This is a genomic window from Bacteroides sp. Phil13 (genome assembly GCF_001940965.1).
GTDB classification, from domain to species: domain Bacteria; phylum Bacteroidota; class Bacteroidia; order Bacteroidales; family Bacteroidaceae; genus Bacteroides; species Bacteroides intestinalis.
In genome coordinates, this window is record NZ_MSHA01000096.1 from 1 (window position 1) to 18,198 (window position 18,198).

At 42.9% G+C, this 18,198-nt stretch carries 13 protein-coding genes and 1 pseudogene; 8 read left to right on the top strand and 6 right to left on the bottom strand.

All coding sequences use genetic code 11. The annotated features are described in order from the left end of the window. Positions 1-58: 58 nt before the first annotated feature. The 4 genes from BWI44_RS18790 to BWI44_RS18805 all read right to left on the bottom strand — a co-directional run bounded on the left by BWI44_RS18790 (position 59) and on the right by BWI44_RS18805 (position 4,786). On the bottom strand, positions 59-2,038 hold the full coding sequence (locus BWI44_RS18790; protein ID WP_118308331.1) for a DEAD/DEAH box helicase: 1,980 nt from the start codon (positions 2,036-2,038) through the stop codon (positions 59-61). Between the two features lie 53 nt (positions 2,039-2,091). Then, positions 2,092-3,162, bottom strand: a complete 1,071-nt coding sequence (locus BWI44_RS18795) for a tyrosine-protein phosphatase (RefSeq protein ID WP_117707648.1) — start codon at positions 3,160-3,162, stop codon at positions 2,092-2,094. 101 nt (positions 3,163-3,263) lie between these two features. Next, positions 3,264-4,193, bottom strand: coding sequence for a carbohydrate kinase family protein (locus tag BWI44_RS18800; RefSeq protein WP_007661382.1), 930 nt, complete (start codon positions 4,191-4,193; stop codon positions 3,264-3,266). After that, on the bottom strand, positions 4,181-4,786 hold the full coding sequence (locus tag BWI44_RS18805; protein WP_021967858.1) for an SIS domain-containing protein: 606 nt from the start codon (positions 4,784-4,786) through the stop codon (positions 4,181-4,183). Before BWI44_RS18805 ends, BWI44_RS18800 begins: the two co-directional genes overlap by 13 nt. A gap of 155 nt (positions 4,787-4,941) precedes the next feature. Between BWI44_RS18805 and BWI44_RS18810 the strand changes: the two genes are divergently transcribed. Beyond that, positions 4,942-6,189, top strand: coding sequence for a M16 family metallopeptidase (locus BWI44_RS18810; protein ID WP_195208535.1), 1,248 nt, complete (start codon positions 4,942-4,944; stop codon positions 6,187-6,189). 4 nt (positions 6,190-6,193) lie between these two features. Here BWI44_RS18810 and BWI44_RS18815 read toward each other — a convergent pair whose 3' ends face one another. Further along, complete coding sequence (locus tag BWI44_RS18815) at positions 6,194-7,099, bottom strand: alkaline phosphatase family protein (protein ID WP_138292829.1); 906 nt, start codon at positions 7,097-7,099, stop codon at positions 6,194-6,196. Positions 7,100-7,292: 193 nt separating this feature from the next. Here BWI44_RS18815 and BWI44_RS18820 point away from each other — a divergent pair, with 193 nt between their 5' ends. Then, positions 7,293-8,432 carry an AAA family ATPase gene (locus BWI44_RS18820; protein ID WP_138292828.1) on the top strand — a complete coding sequence of 380 codons (1,140 nt, stop codon included), beginning with the start codon at positions 7,293-7,295 and terminating at the stop codon, positions 8,430-8,432. A 126-nt stretch (positions 8,433-8,558) separates the two neighbouring features. Here BWI44_RS18820 and BWI44_RS18825 read toward each other — a convergent pair. After that, positions 8,559-9,116: pseudogene (locus BWI44_RS18825) on the bottom strand (DUF6266 family protein); the annotation flags it as partial. A gap of 553 nt (positions 9,117-9,669) precedes the next feature. Between BWI44_RS18825 and BWI44_RS18830 the strand changes: the two are divergent. From BWI44_RS18830 to BWI44_RS18855, 6 genes are all read left to right on the top strand, one after another. Next, positions 9,670-11,682, top strand: coding sequence for a hypothetical protein (locus BWI44_RS18830; protein WP_195208534.1), 2,013 nt, complete (start codon positions 9,670-9,672; stop codon positions 11,680-11,682). Between the two features lie 135 nt (positions 11,683-11,817). Further along, the gene (locus BWI44_RS18835) at positions 11,818-15,009 is read left to right on the top strand and encodes an alpha-L-arabinofuranosidase C-terminal domain-containing protein (RefSeq protein ID WP_229036088.1); all 3,192 of its coding nucleotides are present in this window, start codon (positions 11,818-11,820) and stop codon (positions 15,007-15,009) included. A 32-nt stretch (positions 15,010-15,041) separates the two neighbouring features. Then, the gene (locus tag BWI44_RS18840; protein WP_195208533.1) at positions 15,042-16,124 is read left to right on the top strand and encodes a hypothetical protein; all 1,083 of its coding nucleotides are present in this window, start codon (positions 15,042-15,044) and stop codon (positions 16,122-16,124) included. Positions 16,125-16,266: 142 nt separating this feature from the next. Continuing rightward, positions 16,267-16,506, top strand: a complete 240-nt coding sequence (locus tag BWI44_RS18845; RefSeq protein ID WP_229036087.1) for an NVEALA domain-containing protein — start codon at positions 16,267-16,269, stop codon at positions 16,504-16,506. Then, a complete protein-coding gene (locus BWI44_RS18850; RefSeq protein WP_138292824.1) occupies positions 16,490-17,548 on the top strand; it encodes a BF3164 family lipoprotein in 1,059 nt (352 codons plus the stop codon). Before BWI44_RS18845 ends, BWI44_RS18850 begins: the two co-directional genes overlap by 17 nt. A gap of 351 nt (positions 17,549-17,899) precedes the next feature. Further along, positions 17,900-18,175 carry an NVEALA domain-containing protein gene (locus BWI44_RS18855; protein ID WP_138292823.1) on the top strand — a complete coding sequence of 92 codons (276 nt, stop codon included), beginning with the start codon at positions 17,900-17,902 and terminating at the stop codon, positions 18,173-18,175. Positions 18,176-18,198 lie beyond the last annotated feature (23 nt).

Here is an 18,198-nt window from a genome sequence, read left to right on the forward strand (position 1 = left end):
ACACAAAATATTTTATAGTGCCGTGGAGACACTGCTTTATCACCTTTTTCCTTGTATATTATTTCTTTTTCGGTGCCCGTCTTGCCCAACCTTCTTCACTGAAGTCAGGTTCTTTATCGCGGAACTCCTTATTGTCATTTTGGAAGAATTGCCTCCAATCGTCTTTCTTGCCACGGGCACTAGTATAGCCACGTTCTTCGCGGCTCGGTTTGCCTTTCTTTTTGTCAGTCGGAGCATTGTCAGATTTACTTCTACTGTTTCTGGGCGTATCGTTACGTTTTCCAGATGTATCACTGCGTTTTTCGTCTTTGAAGCTACGCTTCTTGCCATCAAACTCCTTTTTTCCGTAACTGCTTCCTTCGCTTTTACGTCTGCCTTTAGGAGTTTCCTTGCCTTCTTCGCCGGCAATCTCCACAGAAACCTTACGACCGTTCCAGTTGGCTCGGTTTAAAGCTTTTACTACATTTCCCGCTTCTTTCTCGTCTACCTCAAAAAATGAGAAGTTCTTCATCAGATCAATACGTCCCAGTTCCACACGACCACGGGTATTACTGTTCAGAAGACTGATCAGTTCATTGGGGAAGAAATTATCCATCTTACCCAGATTGATGAACAGGCGCGTAAATCCCGGTTCAGCTTTGCGGCTGCTACTTCTGCGGTCACCACTGCGTTCATTGTCACTTCTGCTTTTGCGTTCGCCACGGCTATCGGTAGGCATTTCTATTTCTTCGCGATTGCGGTAGTATTCTGAGAAACGGTTGAACTCGTGGGAAACCATACGTTTGATAAGGTCTTCTTTGCTCAACCAGTCCAGTTTACGGTATATTTCAGGCATAAAGTCAGCCATGTCTTCTTCGTTCACTTTCACCTTTTCCAGATCGTCAATCACTTTCAGGAGCTGTTTCTCGCAAATCTGTTTGCCGGTAGGCATTTCACCAATAATAAACTTCTTGCTGATGATACGTTCTATTTCGCGCATCTTACCTTTTTCGCGCAAGTTGATGATGGCGATAGAAGTACCGGTCTTTCCGGCGCGTCCTGTACGTCCGCTACGGTGGGTGTAACTTTCGGTATCATCTGGCAGACCATAGTTGATAACATGTGTCAAGTCGTCTACGTCGAGTCCGCGTGCAGCAACGTCCGTGGCAACCAGGATTTGCAGATTACGGATGCGGAATTTCTGCATTACGGCGTCACGCTGCGCCTGACTTAATTCACCGTGCAGTGAATCGGCATTGTAACCGTCCTGCATCAACTTGTCGGCAATTTCCTGCGTTTCTTTGCGCGTACGGCAGAAAATGATACCGTATATCTGCGGATAATAGTCTACAATACGTTTCAGAGCCGCGTATTTATCCTTGGCATGAACGGTGAAGACTACATGCTTCACGTTGCTTGTACTTTCATTTTTCCGTCCGATAGTGATTTCTTTGGCGTCACGTAAGTATTTCTTTGAGATACGTGCAATCTCTGGGCTCATAGTGGCAGAGAATAATAACGTATTACGCTCCTGAGGCACATCGGCAAGAATAGCGTTAATACTGTCCGTGAATCCCATATTCAGCATTTCGTCCGCCTCATCCATCACTACATTCTGGATAGTGGTGAGCGATACAGTCTTACGTTCCATCAGGTCGAGTAGTCGTCCCGGGGTGGCAACGATGATATGTACACCTTGTTTCAGGGCACGTATCTGGCTATCTATGGATGAACCACCATATACGGGCAACACCCGCAATCCAGTGATGTATTTGGAATAGTCATTCAAATCACCTGCAATCTGCAAGCAAAGTTCGCGTGTAGGGCAAAGTATAAGGGATTGTGGAATCCGGTTCTTTACATTAATTTTTTGGATAAGTGGCAGGCCGAATGCGGCGGTTTTCCCCGTTCCTGTTTGTGCAAGTGCTACAACATCATTATTTTCTCCTAAAAGGTAAGGAATCACTTCCTCTTGTACCGGCATGGGACACTCATATCCCATTTCTTCAATGGCGCGGCGTATCTCCGGCGACAGACCGAGCTCTTCAAAATTCTTCATTAAATCTTTGTATATCTTTATATTCGGGCACAAAGATAGAACAATTTTAGTGATTAATTATCGTTTTTCACTAAAAGAATACTTTGCAGCTTCTTAATTTCTTCTTTCTTGAGTCCGATGCCCCTTTCCAGATAGGTCTCCACGTCACCGTACCTACGTTCTATTTCTTCTTTGGCAGCATTCAGGAAATCTTCTCTGGCTGAATAAACAGTCGTGATGGCTTCTTGCGAACGTGCAGGCAGATTGTAGGCATAACGTGAGGCGCTGGGAATATTAAAGTAGTCATTGCTGAGACGATAATCTTCCATGATAATATCGCTGTTCACACCAAGAGAAGCGAGTATCAGTGCCGAAGCAATGCCGGTGCGTCCCTTACCGGAGGAACAATGAATGACGACAGGATAGTTAGCACTGTCCAACAGGATATCGAATATCTGCCGGTATTCATGGTGGTAGTTCATCACTAACTCGCGATTCATTCGTTCCACCATACGGTATACAGTATCACTTTTTATTTTTTGTTCCTGGATACCTCTCAGAATATCTTCCATATCTCCCGTTTTTATGGGAATATGTACGACATTGAATCCTTCTTGTAATGGGGTATGTCCTTTTAACTCTGATTCGGAGCGTAGGTCTATAATAGTCTTGATGCCTATATTCTTTAGTTCTCTGCGCGAGTAGCATTCCAGACTGTCTATCTGGGCTGAGCGGTAAAGCATACCCCAGCGCAATTGTTTCTGGGTAGGATATGATGGATATCCTCCCATATCGCGGAAGTTCTGTATACCAGGGATATTGACATTACGGGTAGCAATCTTCACACGGTATTTATCATTAAATACAAGGGTATAGTAATACCGTCTGGTAGGGTCCGTGGTAACAATTGTCATTCGTTGGTCGGCAATATTTGCCATGGCCACCGGAGAATCTTCGGGAATATAGTTCGGGTCGGTAGAGGCATATACCTTTACGTTTCCTTTAATAAGAGGGGCCATTTCCCATTTGACGATACTATTTCCAACGTTGTTTTCTTCGCAAACGACGGAGATATGGGGAGCTGTGCCGCTACAAGCCGGTAGCAGTAATACACATGTTAGCAAGTTCAACAGATTTTTATACATAGTTTTTTGTCTGAGCGTATACTGCAAAGATATGTATTCTGCTGACTTTTGTTACTTCAAGGCGCAGAGTTTCACAGAGTTTTTTCTCCTTTAACGGGGATTTAGTTAATGGGAGGCAACTGGCGGGCAAACTCCGGTGATATGGAATTGTTAAAACTCCGGCATACATCTGCCGAGAACTCGATGCCGCAACGGATAATCTTGTCCCAGGTGGCTTCATCTATTTGTCCCAGATCGCAGTGGCGTACATTGTACTTCAGCAGGCCATAGATGATTCCGGCATTGAAATTATCACCCGCTCCAATAGTACTGACTGCCTCCAATGGCGGAATAGCATACTCTTTGGTAATGCTTTTCGTACGCAGTGAAATCTCTTTCGCTCCGGCAGTGCAAAGAAAGTTAGAGCAATAAAAACGAATCTTATCTTTGTAGACCTTATCCACTTCCTTTTGATTATACATATAGAAGAAATCTTCTATAGAACCGCGTACAATGTCGGCATATTCCAGATTCTCGATGATGGTTGATGTCAGTTTAATGGCTTCATCTTTATGCGAGGAGCGGAAGTTAGGATCGTAGTAGACAATTGCTTTCTTCTCACGTGCCTGCTCCAACAGATCCTGAACTTTATCGCGCAACACCGGGTTCAGGGCAAAGTATGAACCGAAAACTACGATGTCGTCTTCTTCCAGTTTTGGGAAGACTACATCCAGCCGTTGCTTGGGATAATCCTTATAGAAAATATATTCCGCATCACCATGTTCGTTCAGGTAAGCCAGTGATACGGGAGATTTGCCATCGGGGAACACATTGACATATTCGGTAGACATGCCGCTATCCTGCATGAATTGCAGAATTGTGTTGCCCACCTGGTCGTTTCCCGTTTCGCTGATGAAGCTCACAGGTACGCCTGTCCGTGCCAATGACACGATGCCGTTAAATACTGAGCCACCCGGTACAGCTGCTGTCGGCTGCCCGTTGCGGAAAATGATGTCAAGGATAGTTTCTCCTATACCGATTACTTTTCGCATAATTTTCTTGATTTTTCACCCAAATACCCACCGTGATGACGTTTGGAGTAGTCTCCAATTGTAAAGCCGGTCTGTTGCATTACCTGTACTACAAGAATGTCACCGATGACGGTCATTACAGTAGTCGAGGTAGTGGGCGTCATTCCCAGAGCACAGACTTCCTTGGGCTTTCCTGTGCTGAGACATACATCAGACTCATGAGCCAACGGACTATCCGGATTTCCGGTAATAACAATAAATTTAAGCTCCGGGTTCAAATTATGAGCTAATTGTGTGAGTTCCACGATTTCGCGTGTTTTGCCGGAGTTAGAGATCAATAGCAGTAAATCGTTTTCCTGCAAGATACCTAAGTCACCGTGTTGAGCTTCGCTGGGATGCAGAAATACGGAAGGGATTCCGGTAGAACAGAACGTAGTTGCAATGTTCATGGCAATCTGTCCTGCTTTTCCCATACCCGAAGTTACCAGTTTCCCTTTCCGCCGGTGAATTTGTTCCACGATAAGTTCTACTGCACGCTCGTAAGCGTCTGTCACGGGGATGTTTAGAACAGCTTGTGCTTCTTTCTGCAAAAGCTCTTGAATGGATTCAATCATTATACTATTTTTGTTAGTAGTTAGGTTATAGCCTACAAATATCTGCAATTTTCCATAAATGGCAATAAGTTTTATTGTATTTTTGCTTTGCGAAGATAGGGGGAGCTCATCAAATTGAGTTATCTTTGCGCCCTCAATCAGTTTTGAACGTAAGAATGAAGAAGTTAGCACTTTTCCCTTTACCGGGACATAACGAATATACACTTGCCAACGGTTTGCGTATTATCCATCAACCGGCCTATTCCAATGTAGCTTATTGTGGTTTTGCTGTTGATGCCGGAACCCGTGATGAGCTTGAGAATGAACAAGGCATGGCGCACTTTGTGGAACATCTTATTTTTAAAGGTACACAGAAGCGGAAAGCCTGGCATATTCTCAATCGTATGGAGAATGTAGGTGGTGACCTGAATGCTTACACCAATAAAGAAGAGACGGTTATCTATTCTGCTTTCCTTACTGAGCACTTCGGCCGGGCCTTTGAACTGCTGGCGGATATTGTATTTCATTCCACCTTTCCGCAACGTGAGATTGAAAAGGAAACGGAGGTAATCATTGATGAAATCCAGTCTTACGAGGACACGCCTTCCGAACTTATTTTCGATGACTTCGAGGATTTGATCTTCCGCGGACATCCGTTGGGACGTAATATTTTGGGTAATCCTGAATTACTGAAAACGTTCCGGAGTGAAGATGCTGCTGCTTTCACTTCCCGCTTTTACCATCCGGGCAATATGGTTTTCTTTGTTTGGGGCGATTTGGATTTCAAGCAAGTCATCCGTTGGGCAGAGAAACTCCTTATAGATGTCCCTGCGGTATCGGTGGATAACCGTCGTATGCCTCCTCCTCTTTATACGCCTGAGAAACTCACTATACATAAAGATACGCATCAGGCTCATGTCATGATTGGCAGTCGTGGATACAATGCCTATGATGATAAACGTACAGCCCTTTATCTGCTGAACAATATTCTTGGGGGCCCGGGTATGAATAGTCGTCTGAACGTTTCTCTGCGTGAACGCCGGGGATTAGTTTATAATGTGGAGTCCAATCTGACTTCTTATACGGATACAGGTGTCTTCTGCACTTATTTCGGATGCGATCCTGAAGATGTGGATACATGTATGCGATTGGTAATGAAGGAACTTAAAAGCTTGCGTGATACCAAGATGACTTCCCAGCAACTGGCTGCTGCCAAGAAGCAACTCATCGGACAGATAGGTGTGGCTTCAGATAATAATGAGAACAATGCTCTCAGCATGGCGAAGACTTTCCTGCACTATAATAAGTATGAAAGCTCCGAAGCAGTTTATCAACGTATTGAACAAATTACTCCGGAGATTTTGCTGGAAGTGGCGAATGAGATGTTTGCAGAAGATTATCTGTCGACGTTAATTTATCGCTGATTTTTTATTTGAATACTTGCTTCATGGGCCTGCCTATCCAAACTTGCGGTTGTTCCAGTCCGAAGATATAGGCAATGGTGGAAGCAACATCATATTGCATCATGCTTTCTTGAAATTCACCGCTTGTCTTCACATTTTTACCGGAAATGATGAAAGGTGTCTGCATTTCATTCATGGTTTTGCCGCCATGTCCTTTCTCAATGCCTCCGTGGTCGGAAGTGACAATGAAAATGGTTTCTTTCAAGATACCGGCATCTTTTACGGCTTGAATGATGCGGGTAACGTAAGCATCCAGTTCTTTTAGTTTGGCATAATATTCGGGAGTATCATGTCCGGCCTGGTGTCCTACATGATCGGGATTATCAAAACAGACGGCAAGCAGGGTTGGTCTTTTCTCCTTGATGTATGTTTCTGCCATTGTGCACAGAGCTTCGGGATATTTGTTATAATCGGGCGCCTGCTTGTAGTGACTTAATGTGAGGGTGTCTACCAGATATTTAATACCATCCCATTCGTATAGGCAACCGATTTCTGCTTTGGGTTGTGCATCACGCAATAGCTGAAAAATAGTAGGGAAAATACCATGCTGATTGAGTATCCGTGAAGGAAGCTCAGGCGTTTTGGATCCCCATTGTGTGTATCCGTGCAATTCGGGTCCGGCACCCATGAACATGGAAGCCCAGTTGATGGCGCTGGAAGAGGGGAGTGCCGAACGTTTTTCAAGCGTATAGGCTCCGTCTGCCATCAATTGTTTAATAGTAGGTATATCAGCTTTGGGAACGCTGTAGGCACCCCAACCATCCAAACCGATTAATACGACATGTTTTGCTTTTCCCTTGGCATTGCAAGGAGTGGTAATCAATAGCGCTGTCATAATGGAGAGCGCCAATGTAATGGTAAATTTCTTCATGTTTTTCCGTTTTTTACGTTAACTGATGGCAAAGTTACGGAATTTATTACGGTGCACCTGCCGGTTTTATACGGGAAAGGTGGCTCTATTGTCCATGTAGTAACTTTCCGCATTTCCAAAAGTTTCGTAGCAAGTTAGAATGATTATTACGAATATAATTATTATATTTGCAATAATCTAAAGCAGAATAATCATGAAGAGTATACAAGTGAATCCCTTTATCATAGGTGCCTATGCCGGCAGTCATTACTTTTGCGACCGTGAGCGGGAAACCGATGAACTGATCCAAGATTTGACGAATGGGCGTAATGTAGTATTGATTGCCCAAAGACGTATGGGAAAGACCGGATTGATACTACATACTTTCCATCAGGAGAAAATCAGTAAACATTATAATGTTTTCTTTATAGATATCTTTGCGACGGCCTCTATCCGTGAATTTGTATATGCTTTCGGCAATGCCATTATTGACCAGTTGAAGCCGCGTGGCAGGAAGTTTCTGGATCGTTTTTTGCAAACCATAACTTCTTTGCGCCCTGCTGTGAAAATAGATGCTCTGACCGGTGAACCTACGCTGGAAATAGGTTTGGGCAGTGTGACTTCTGTCGATACTACTTTAGATGAAATCTTTGCGTATCTGAATACTGCCGATAAACCCTGTATTGTTGCGTTTGACGAGTTTCAGCAAATAAACCATTATGCGGAAAAGAATATGGAGGCCCTGCTGCGTACACAGATACAACATTGCCCGAACGCACGTTTCATCTTTGCCGGTAGCGAGCCCAGCTTGCTGTTGGATATGTTTAACAGTGCCAACCGTCCTTTCTATCAGAGCACCTTTACTTTGCATCTTGAGAGTATACCTTTGGATAAATATATAGAATTTGCCCAAATGCATTTTCGTGAGTATGGAAAAGTTTTAGATGCCGGTTTGGTGGAAGTGATATATCTGAGTTTTGAAGGCATCACTCTTTACCTGCAAATGCTGATGAATGAGGTGTTCCTGCTGACGGAAAAGGGAGGGACGGCTACATCGGCTTATTTCGAAATGGCTCTGGCTTCCCTTATCAGAAAACAAAATTTCATCTATCAGTCCATCTTTGCGGATTTAACGGAGCGCCAGCGTGAGATACTCCGTGCGATAGCTGCCGAAAATGTTGCTGCCAATGTGACTTCCGGTGAGTTTGTGCGAAGATATCATCTGAAATCACCCAGTTCCGTACAGTCTGCCCTGAAAGGGCTTTCCGGTAAGGGTATGGTAGGTAAGACCCTTGACGGGTACGTTATTAATGATCGGCTGTTTAGGTTTTGGATAAAGCGGAATCCGATCTGATGAAGTACATAAGGCGGAAGCCTCCTGGTCCGGTGCAGGTAGGGCTGTTTTGTCTACTGTTACCGTCAGGCGAATGCTATTGGCCACGCAACTCCCGTCGGCGCTGCGAAAACTGAGGTAGGCTATCAATTCATCGTCCTGCCAGTCGGAAGGAAGTTGAAATTCTGCATGTCGTGTGGAACGTAGGGTGGCTTCCGTATCGTAAACAGCTGTTTCTTTGTCTTTGTTATATACTAATAACATGGCTATGTCCGTATCTTCTGCATTTCCCATGCCACTATTGTCCTGCCAGTTAAAGTGCATCTTATTTCCGTCTTGTGTGGCTGCACCTTCGAATACCGGTATCAGGGTTCCCATAGAAACCAGTGCCCGGTCAAAGTCTATTTTGATTTCTTTTCCACTGCCAGTCACGGCTCTTTTCAGAGTGTAGGACATAGCGGAGTTGAATGCGGATTTATCCTGTGTAAATTCCTTGTAGCCAATACGTATGAAAGGTTTTATAGTCTTCAGGAAGCTGAATGCCGTAGCGAATTTACCGCGTTGCTCCTGTTGCTTCGGTGTGCGCGGATTGCTGACTTTGGCGGCTCGTGCACGTATATAGTAGTTTGATTTCCAGCGGAACCCTACTATCGGTCCCACTTTACCGGAGAAGCCTCCGAGAATGCCCTGGTTGATAATTCCCATGATATTGTGTTTTTAATTATTTGTTTCTGTTACTGTGCAAATCTATGGAAAATAGATCTCTTCAACCCGCTTCCTGTGATTTTTGCGTTCATTTGCGTCATTTTGCGTAGATAACGCTTTGATCTTCTTTATTGTATTATGACCTGTCCTCGTTATATCTGGGATACACTTGCTCCGTATCAAGGCCGTATTTTCTTCGGTCAGAGGTACCTGTGAATGGAGAAGGTACGGAGCAGGTGTATCCCGGATATAACGAGGATAGGTTTTGTATTGCAATGAAACACTCTTGTTATAAGATAATTCCGGTTAATTGATTTTCAACTGTGAATTCGTAAAATATTGATGCTGTATTTAAAATCTATTGCTTGTAATATGAATTCATTTAATGTATAATCTGGGTATTCAATTATATATTTATAATTTATTGGATATATAGTAATATTATTTATTATATTTGTGATTGTTATAGTTTGTGTTTATGAAATAAAGCACTATGCCTTTCGTGAAAGGTCTCAATAGAACTCTTTAATAAAACATAGATATTAAAAAAGTAATGAGCAACTTGAGGTTTACCTTATATCTGGTATTGATTTTTCTCGTCGCATGTCGGCAAGAAAGTTCGTTAGAACGCGCATTAGCCGCTTCCGGAGAGAACCGGAAAGAGTTAGAATTGGTTTTGGATTACTTCAGGGGAGATAGTTTGAAGTATAAGGCGGCTTGTTTTCTTATAGAGAATATGTCGGGAGCTTTTGCCGTGGACGAAGAAATTGTGGCAGCTTGCCGGCCTTTCTACCAAATGTATGATTCATTGTCGCATACCTACGATTATGATTCTCTGTCTATATACGACCAGTATCCTAGGGGTAAAGACTGGGGTAGGCAGATAGACAGCTTGTGGAATGCATATTCCAGCTCTAATAATGAAAAGCTGAAAAAGGATATGTGTATTGATATTAAGGTCATTAAAGCTTCCCGGTTAATAACGGAAATTGAGCAGGCATTTCGGGTATGGAAAGAGAATGTCTATACCCGAAACTATTCTTTTGAAACTTTTTGTGATTACATTCTGCCTTATCGCCAGGAAAATGGTTTGTTGGTAAATAGTGCACGCCAGGTATTTTACAGTAGGCATCACGGACAGTTTTTTGTCAATCCCGGAAAAAATATGATAGAAGAAGCGGATTCCCTGTTACGATTGTATAGTTACATAGGGCATTCGGGATTTCATGCCACCGGTATTCCTATATGGGATGTTGCTACCTTAGAGAAGTTACGTCACGGACTTTGCACGCACAAATGTTGGCATAACACATTGTTGTTTTCTTCTTTAGGTATAGCGGTTGCCACTGATATCGTTCCGGCATGGGCCAATAGGGGAAGTTCCCATTCGTGGAGTGTATTGATTGAAGAGGGAGATATTCATCCTTTTAATCCCTTTTGGGAACAGAACTTGTGGCAGTATAAGCGCCTTTACAACAATATGGATTATCATAAATACTGGGGACGCTTCCGTCTGCCTAAGGTTTTCAGGAAGACATACCGATATTATATGGAAGGGCCGCTGGCAGATGGAGTGCCCGCTAAAGATATACCGGAAGCCTTCAGAAGTTTAAGGAAGAAAGATGTTTCGCATGAGTATTTTGATACGGTGAATGTGAGGATAAAGCTGCGTAAGGTGCCTTCCGGCACGAAGTATGCGTATCTGTGCGTGTGGAATTATAATAACTGGAAGCCTGTTCATTGGGGAAAGATAACCGAGGATGTGGCATTGTTTTCGGGAATGGGGAAAGATATTGTTTATTTGCCCATGTACTGTATGGACGGGGAGATGGTAGTAGCGGCTGATCCCGTATTGGTACAGAAAGATGGAAAGGTACGAATACTTCATCCGGAGGATACACGGGAAGAAATGGTGACTACACAGTATACAGGTGTACTGGCTTATCCATTGAACAGGTATAATAACGGGATCATAACCGGAACAGTACTTAAAGGAGGGAAGGTGTATGGTAGATGGAGAGATACGTTGTGTGTATTCCCGGAGCGGATAGAGCTGAACAGTCAGCGACTGCAAGTGCAATCCAAAGATTCGGTACGTTATGTACGGATGATGTTGCCTACTAAAGGAATGGCGCTAGGCGATTTGAAATTCTATAAAGAAACTTTTTCAGGCAAGGAGCTTGTGAAGAGTGTTCGTTGGATGACATCATTGCCTTTGTCTTTCAAAGGGGAACCTGCTGATAATATATTTGATGCATGGTCTTCCACAGGTTACAGAAGGCCGCTTGATGCAGATTATGTAGATTTGGATTTAGGGGAATGCTGTCTGTTGTCTGAGGTGAGTTTTTGCCCTTATCTAGATGTGGAGTATAAGGAAGATGAAGTTTATGAACTTTGTATATGGCAGAATGGCTGGCAGGTTGTTACGAGTGGTAAAGGAGGGAAGCCTCTGCATTTTACAGATGTTCCTAAAAATGCATTATGGTTGATCAGACCTTCTTCTCAAAAGGAGCGGAAACATGTGCGCCCTTTTGTATATGAGAATGGGGAGGTTTATTGGTATTAAAGAGAGAAGAAGGAGCATGATTTGTGTAGGTAAGACTTGTTTTTATCCCCTTATTGGTTTGATTGTATACCTAAGAGACGAATAAAAATAGCTTACTTTGTGGCTGGAAATGACAAAACCTTTAAAACTTATATTATGATACTATTAAGAAAAATACACAGTCATGTATGGAATACTTTTATTTTTTCAGCTATCCTGCTCAGTTCTTGTTGTCCGCCTCCTGTTGATGATGAAGTTTATATAAATATTTATCAGAATATGTCTATAGAAACGATTCCTGTTGAGAATGTGATTGACACTTGTTATCGTAGAAGTCCGGAGTTCTTCTTTGCTAATTCTGCGATGTTTGACAAAGAACCACGCGGGAAATTTTTGCTCCATGCGCATGGATATGTGTGTGAAGTCGATAGCGGTAATATGCTGGCTACGCTGGCCGAAGCAGCCTGGCACATGGGGATGGAGCGGAACGGTGATTTGATTCGCATAGACTTCGACTCATTAATTGTAAAGGATGATAATGAGAGTAGGCTCAGCGCCGACTATGCACGAGCCATGTCTATGGAGAATACCCCGACCTACATCGTAGAAATCAGTAAAACGCAAAGTGCTCCATCGCCTGTCAGAATGGAAAAGGGTATGATAGGATTTGGTTCATGGGATACGGAGGTAGAGTTTAAAGATATTCGGATAGAGGCGGATGGAAAAAACATTCTTTATGATGTGTCCTGTTGCCGAGCCGATAGCGGGGAGTGGAAAGTACAGGATGGCATATTGATGCAAACTTCCAGACAACTGCGTACTAGAGCCATTTTGCCTGATTTTATCGGGAACGAATATGTGCTTACGTTCAAGACACGGCGTACAAAGGGCAATGAGGGCTTTTTTCTCTATTACGGCCTATCGGCAAACGGGAAAAAGGGATACTGCGTCAATGTGGGACGATGGGGTAACCGCTTTATCAATATTGAAGATACGGAGGGCGAGGTAGTGACCAAAATATTGCCTTGGCATCTGAAGAACAACCGTTGGTATGACGTGAAACTGGTGAGTACGTCCGAAGGTGTAGAGTTTTATGTGAATAAAAGATTGGTAATTGGCTATAAGCCGGTCATGCCCCGGCAGTTTTATGCAGCCGGATACGATGAAAAGACGGGAGAGACAGTGGTGAAGGTGGTTAATGCGGCAGATACGCCTTATAAAGTAAGGTTCCATCTTGCGGGAGGTACACGGGTTGAGGCAAAAGGACGCGTGCTTACATTGGCGGCCGCTACCGGCATGGATGAGAATACGGCGGAGGAGCCGAAACGCATTTATCCGCGTGAGAGTGAGTTCCGGGAGTTTGGAGAGCAATTCGATTACGAATTCCTTCCTTTCTCTTATACGGTAATGAGAATAAAAACACAAACCTTCCTTTCCATCGCAGTAATGGCTTGTGGCGGCAAGACGAATTTAGAGACGGCACTGATACAGGCAGGTGATAATCGCGCGGAGTTGGAAAAGGTGTTAAATCATTATGCTGTGGATTCGCTGAAGCATAAGGCAGCTTGTTTCCTGATCGAGAATATGCCCTATCATTACTACTATACGGGCGAAGAGGTGGACTATGAAAAACAATTTTTCAAGATGCTTCATGAAGCGACCTTGTCGCCGGAGGCGATTGCAGATTCTCTGAACCGTGGGAGAATGAACGAACAGTTCGGCAGGACAGAGTTGAAGTATGATATTCGGGAGGTGGATTCCGCCTATTTGGTTCACAATATAGACTGGGCATTCAAAGTCTGGCGTGAGCAGCCTTGGGGCAAGAAGGTTTCTTTTGAGAACTTTTGTGAGTACGTGCTTCCTTATCGCGTAGGGGATGAATGTCCGGTGGAATGGCGCGAACGGCTTTACAATAAATATAATTCTCTGTTGGACAGCATTCGTCTTAAACCTGAGAGCGTCTATCCCTGGATTGTGGCGGATGTATTGCTGGATTCTTTGAAGAAACGTTCTCCCCGTTTTGTTTCTTATTCTTATGCCAAGCATAGCGCAGGACCGGAAATTGCGGACTGGCTGTCCGGTAACTGTGAAGATTTGGCGGATGCGTTTACTTACATCTGTCGCTCTCTGGGCATTCCGAGTGGTTGTGATGAGATGCTGATGCGTGGTGATAACAATGTGCCCCATTACTGGAACTTTGTACTGGATGATCATTGCGACGCTTTCTTCTGCTCGCTTCTCTATCCCGGTCCTCTTATCCAATCGCACACTTACGACGCACCGCAGGGAAAGGTTTATCGCCGGATGTTCAGTGTCAACCGGGATATGATGAAAATGATGAACCAACCGCCGGAGAAAATACATCCTACTTTCCGCTATCCGTTGATGCTGGACGTGACAGACATTTATTCTGATTGCGAACAGACGATCCACATTCCTGAGTCACGCTTTCTTATCCGGCCGGAGCAGGATGAGGTTATTTACTTGTGTCTTCCTTCTCGTATGGAGTGGGTTCCGGTGGCAGTCAGCAAGTGCAAGGATGGGCAGGTAAGTTTTGAAAATGTCGATGGAAACGCTGTTTTTTGTTTGTCCGTCTATCGTGATAAGAAGTTGCTGCCGATAAGCGTTCCTTTTTGGGTGCATAAGGAACTGAAATATTTCCGGTATTTCGGAAACGGAGAAGAGATGGAGCAGGTGATTATACTTCATAAGTTCAATCTGTTTATAGAACCTTTTATCGACCGTATGGTGGGTGGGGCATTCGAGGGTAGCAATGATGCGGGATTCCGGAAAAAGGATACGCTGTATTTGATAGAGGAGAAGCCGGTTCGACTCTGTAATGTGGCTTATGTGGATAAATCGAAGGGGTATCGCTATTTTCGTTATTATGGTCCTGCGGGAAGTTATTGTAATATATCGGAAGTAGGCTTTTATAGAGAAACGGGTGATACTATTCCGTTGAAGGGGCAGGTGATAGGTACACCGGGCAGCTTTGATGGCGATAAGGGACATTGGTATATGAGTGCCTTTGATGGTGACCCTTATACTTCCTTCGATTATAAACAGCCGGATGGCGGTTGGGCGGGGATTGACTTTGGAAAGCCTGTATCTGTTGGTAAGATAGTCTTTACTCCGCGGAATCGCGTTAATTTTATTCGCAAAGGCGATAAGTATGAGCTTTTTTATGCCGGAAAGGGAGGCTGGATTTCTGCGGGAGTGACGGTGGCGGATTCGGACTCGCTGGTGTATAATGTTCCTAAAGGGGCGTTGCTTTATTTGAAGAACCATTCGGGCGGGGTGGACGAACGGATCTTTGAGTGTGTGGACGGGGAACAGGTGTTTTGGTAGTAGTCTTATGGAAATGTAAAATAGAGTGGATTATGGGTAATAAAAATGTGATAAAACGCTTGATATTGGTTGTTGTATTGATCTTAACCTGTTGGGCCTTCTGGGCTGTGTATCAGTATCGGTTTCGTAATTGGAATGATCAGGTACGAAAGGCATTCAGTGATGTTATTGAAGAAGAACTGCATGAAAGGGGAGGGATTGAAGTCGAATTTTATGGAACCACGGAAATTCCTTCTTCTGAAGATAAAGTCCCGGAAAGAGTGGCAGTGACTATAGATAAAGGAAGAAGAGAATATCTTATTCCTCTATATAAATACAACCATAGTATAGTGAAGGAGACTACTAAACGGATGTTATGTAGTTTTATTATAGAAGAATCTCCTTTGATTGCGGACTCTTTAAATATGCGTTGGAGTGAATTAATGAAGAAGTCTGGCAATTTAGAAAACACAGCAGTACGTATTTCTATTGCTGATTATGAAGAAAATGTTTCTGTTACCAGTTCACACAATTATTCTTTTTTTACTCCGTCGGATAGTCTGATGTCTTATTATATAGGTTATAGATGTGAGGCTGAAGTAACAGGATTTGTGCAATGTTGCTGGTGGCATATATTAGGGACATTCTGGTGTAGCATCTTTATCTTATTTTTGTTTATTGTAATCTTAGTGTATGTTTTTTGCAAAAAGATTAAAGCCGTTTTAGATGATTATTTCATTAGAAAGAAAATTGTAGAAAAAGAGATTCTTGTTCCGATACCTGTAATTTCGGTGGAGAAAGAAAAAGAATGCATTTATCAGTTAGGGAGTAATTGCTTTTATGACGCTAATACGCATATTTTCAGAAATGGAAGCGGGGAAGTCGTACTGACAAAGCTTCATTCTATCTTGATGAAAGCTTTTTTGGACGCAGAGGAACATAGACTTACGTTATCCGAAATAGATAAAATACTTTGGAATGGTATGGGTACGAATGGTAGACTTCATAAAATAGTGGGACGTTTGCGTCTATCTCTTTCTGGAATATCAAATATAACTATTGAGAATGTTAGCCATGCATATCAGCTTAAAATACCCCATTTCATCGAAGATATCCCTGGCGGTGATAATAAATAGATGTACGGATAATGTCGGACAAATCGCTGAAATATCCTTTTGTCCGATGATGTCCGATGAAAAATTAGGCTTATAAATAGATGTTCGTTAATTTTGCCGACATACTTCTTTGGGATATGTAAATATATAAATGAATAATACTATGAGAAAAAGTATTCTTATTTTTAGTTTGATTGTTGTAACAATCGTTATAGTAACTTTTTGTGCTCGTGAAGATCGATATAGTACAAATATGCTATTGTTGGAAAATGTAGAGGCGTTGGCGTATGGAGAAATAGAGGGTCCTGTGAATTGCTTGGGTTCCGGTACGGTAGATTGTCCTCATACATTTAGGAAAGTAAAGTATGTAATGGAGGGCTATAGCTTTGAAGACTTGTACTGACATATTGCTAATAGTGCTTCTTGTCTCGGCATGTGCCTCTGCGCCTGAGAAAGGAATTCCTTATAATGACTTTCCGGTTATGGAACAGTTATCGGGACAAACTGTACCATTAGATACTGCCATATTTCGTTTCCCTTATCGGATTCGGGTACAGGGTGATACCGTAGCTATACTGGATTTGCATGCTTCGGAGCACTTCATTCAGCTTTTTCATTATCCTGATTTCTCATATATAGCTTCTTTGGGCAGGCGCGGAGATTCACCGGAAGATATGCTTTCTGCCGAGAATCTCCGTTGGGATGGAAATTCATTGTGGACGTTAGATGCAAATAAATCGCAATTAACCAGGTATGGTTTGTCTTTATCTGGCGACTCACTCCTTCGTGAGGAAGTGGTGAGTCTGGATAAAGAAATTCTCCGGGCATTAGACTTTGTGGTATATGATGACTCCACTTTTATCATTCCTGATTATTCAGGAGAAAGTCGTTTCTGCTGGGTAGACCGGAAAGGCAAGTTGCTACGTAAGATGGGGGAGATTCCTTCTACAAATGAAGAAGCTTTGATGCAGGCTCGTCCTGCGCTTGCGCAAGCATGGCGTAGTTTCATTGACTATAATCCTCGGAATGGGGTTTTGGCTGCTGTAACTCAATTGGGAGAAATTCTTGAAATCTATAACTTGAAAGATAGTACGCATGTAGTACGCATTGGTCCAAATGGCGAACCGAAGTTCAAGGTTTCGGAAGGCTATGGTATTCCTACGGGGATTATGGGGTTTTGCGATGTGCAGGTTACGAATGATGCCATTTATGCGGTGTTTCAGGGACGTACATTCAAAGAGATTGCAGAAGCGGCACAGAAAGGTGATATGGCGGATGGGGGAAGGTATATATATGTGTTTAACCTGACGGGGGAACTGTTGAGGAAATATGAATTGGATTATGCTATTTATGGTATGTTTGTGGATGAGCAGAAGGGAACTATTATGATTACAGATGTAAATAGGGATGAACCTATATTAGAACATGATATGGGTAGAACATGAAAAACAAAATTAAAATTGCTACAATTAATTTCTACGTAAATGATAATGGAATACAGCATCAACTGTATGGAGAGTGATAGTTAAATTATTAAAGGAGTAGACGATGAACTACTTGTAGGTGCAATAGAATATCGAATGCTCCGTGACTACTAAAATTTAGAAGCCTGGCAAAAATATAAATTTTAAGCGAAAACGGAAACAGGTTTCAACTGTGACGATAGTACAGTGTGAACAATGCTCTTATAAGATATTCTGTATCTTAATTTTTGACTGCACAATATATGTGTTTGATAGCGATAATTATAAGATGGATTTTAGCTTTAAATATATTAACTCCGTAAAACAAAAACAATGAAAAGAAGATTATTCGCGGTTCTGATAGTCGCTGTAGTTGTGACATTTGCAGGCTACAATATTTATCAGTCACAGGAAATAGAACCAATATCTAAATTGATGTTGGCTAATGTGGAAGCAATAGCACAGGGAGAATCAGCGGGTAGCAGAGAGTGCTGGCAGACTATATCAACAAATGGGAACGGACGTTTAGAAGATAAACGGTATTGTGGAAATTGCACTATGGTACCCGCTAGGAGTGTTTCACAGGGATCTCATTGTTGGGGCTATTGATGTATTCCTGTAAAAATGTGGTG

Excerpts from the sequence above, each read along its gene's own strand:
- BWI44_RS18855 (WP_138292823.1), top strand. The coding sequence starts at position 17,900 with ATGAAAAGAAGATTATTCGCGGTTCTGATAGTCGCTGTAGTTGTGACA.
- BWI44_RS18800 (WP_007661382.1), bottom strand. The coding sequence starts at position 4,193 with ATGCGAAAAGTAATCGGTATAGGAGAAACTATCCTTGACATCATTTTC.
- BWI44_RS18810 (WP_195208535.1), top strand. The coding sequence starts at position 4,942 with ATGAAGAAGTTAGCACTTTTCCCTTTACCGGGACATAACGAATATACA.
- BWI44_RS18815 (WP_138292829.1), bottom strand. The coding sequence starts at position 7,099 with ATGAAGAAATTTACCATTACATTGGCGCTCTCCATTATGACAGCGCTA.
- BWI44_RS18830 (WP_195208534.1), top strand. The coding sequence starts at position 9,670 with ATGAGCAACTTGAGGTTTACCTTATATCTGGTATTGATTTTTCTCGTC.
- BWI44_RS18790 (WP_118308331.1), bottom strand. The coding sequence starts at position 2,038 with ATGAAGAATTTTGAAGAGCTCGGTCTGTCGCCGGAGATACGCCGCGCC.
- BWI44_RS18845 (WP_229036087.1), top strand. The coding sequence starts at position 16,267 with ATGAGAAAAAGTATTCTTATTTTTAGTTTGATTGTTGTAACAATCGTT.
- BWI44_RS18820 (WP_138292828.1), top strand. The coding sequence starts at position 7,293 with ATGAAGAGTATACAAGTGAATCCCTTTATCATAGGTGCCTATGCCGGC.
- BWI44_RS18840 (WP_195208533.1), top strand. The coding sequence starts at position 15,042 with ATGGGTAATAAAAATGTGATAAAACGCTTGATATTGGTTGTTGTATTG.
- BWI44_RS18805 (WP_021967858.1), bottom strand. The coding sequence starts at position 4,786 with ATGATTGAATCCATTCAAGAGCTTTTGCAGAAAGAAGCACAAGCTGTT.
- BWI44_RS18795 (WP_117707648.1), bottom strand. The coding sequence starts at position 3,162 with ATGTATAAAAATCTGTTGAACTTGCTAACATGTGTATTACTGCTACCG.
- BWI44_RS18835 (WP_229036088.1), top strand. The coding sequence starts at position 11,818 with ATGATACTATTAAGAAAAATACACAGTCATGTATGGAATACTTTTATT.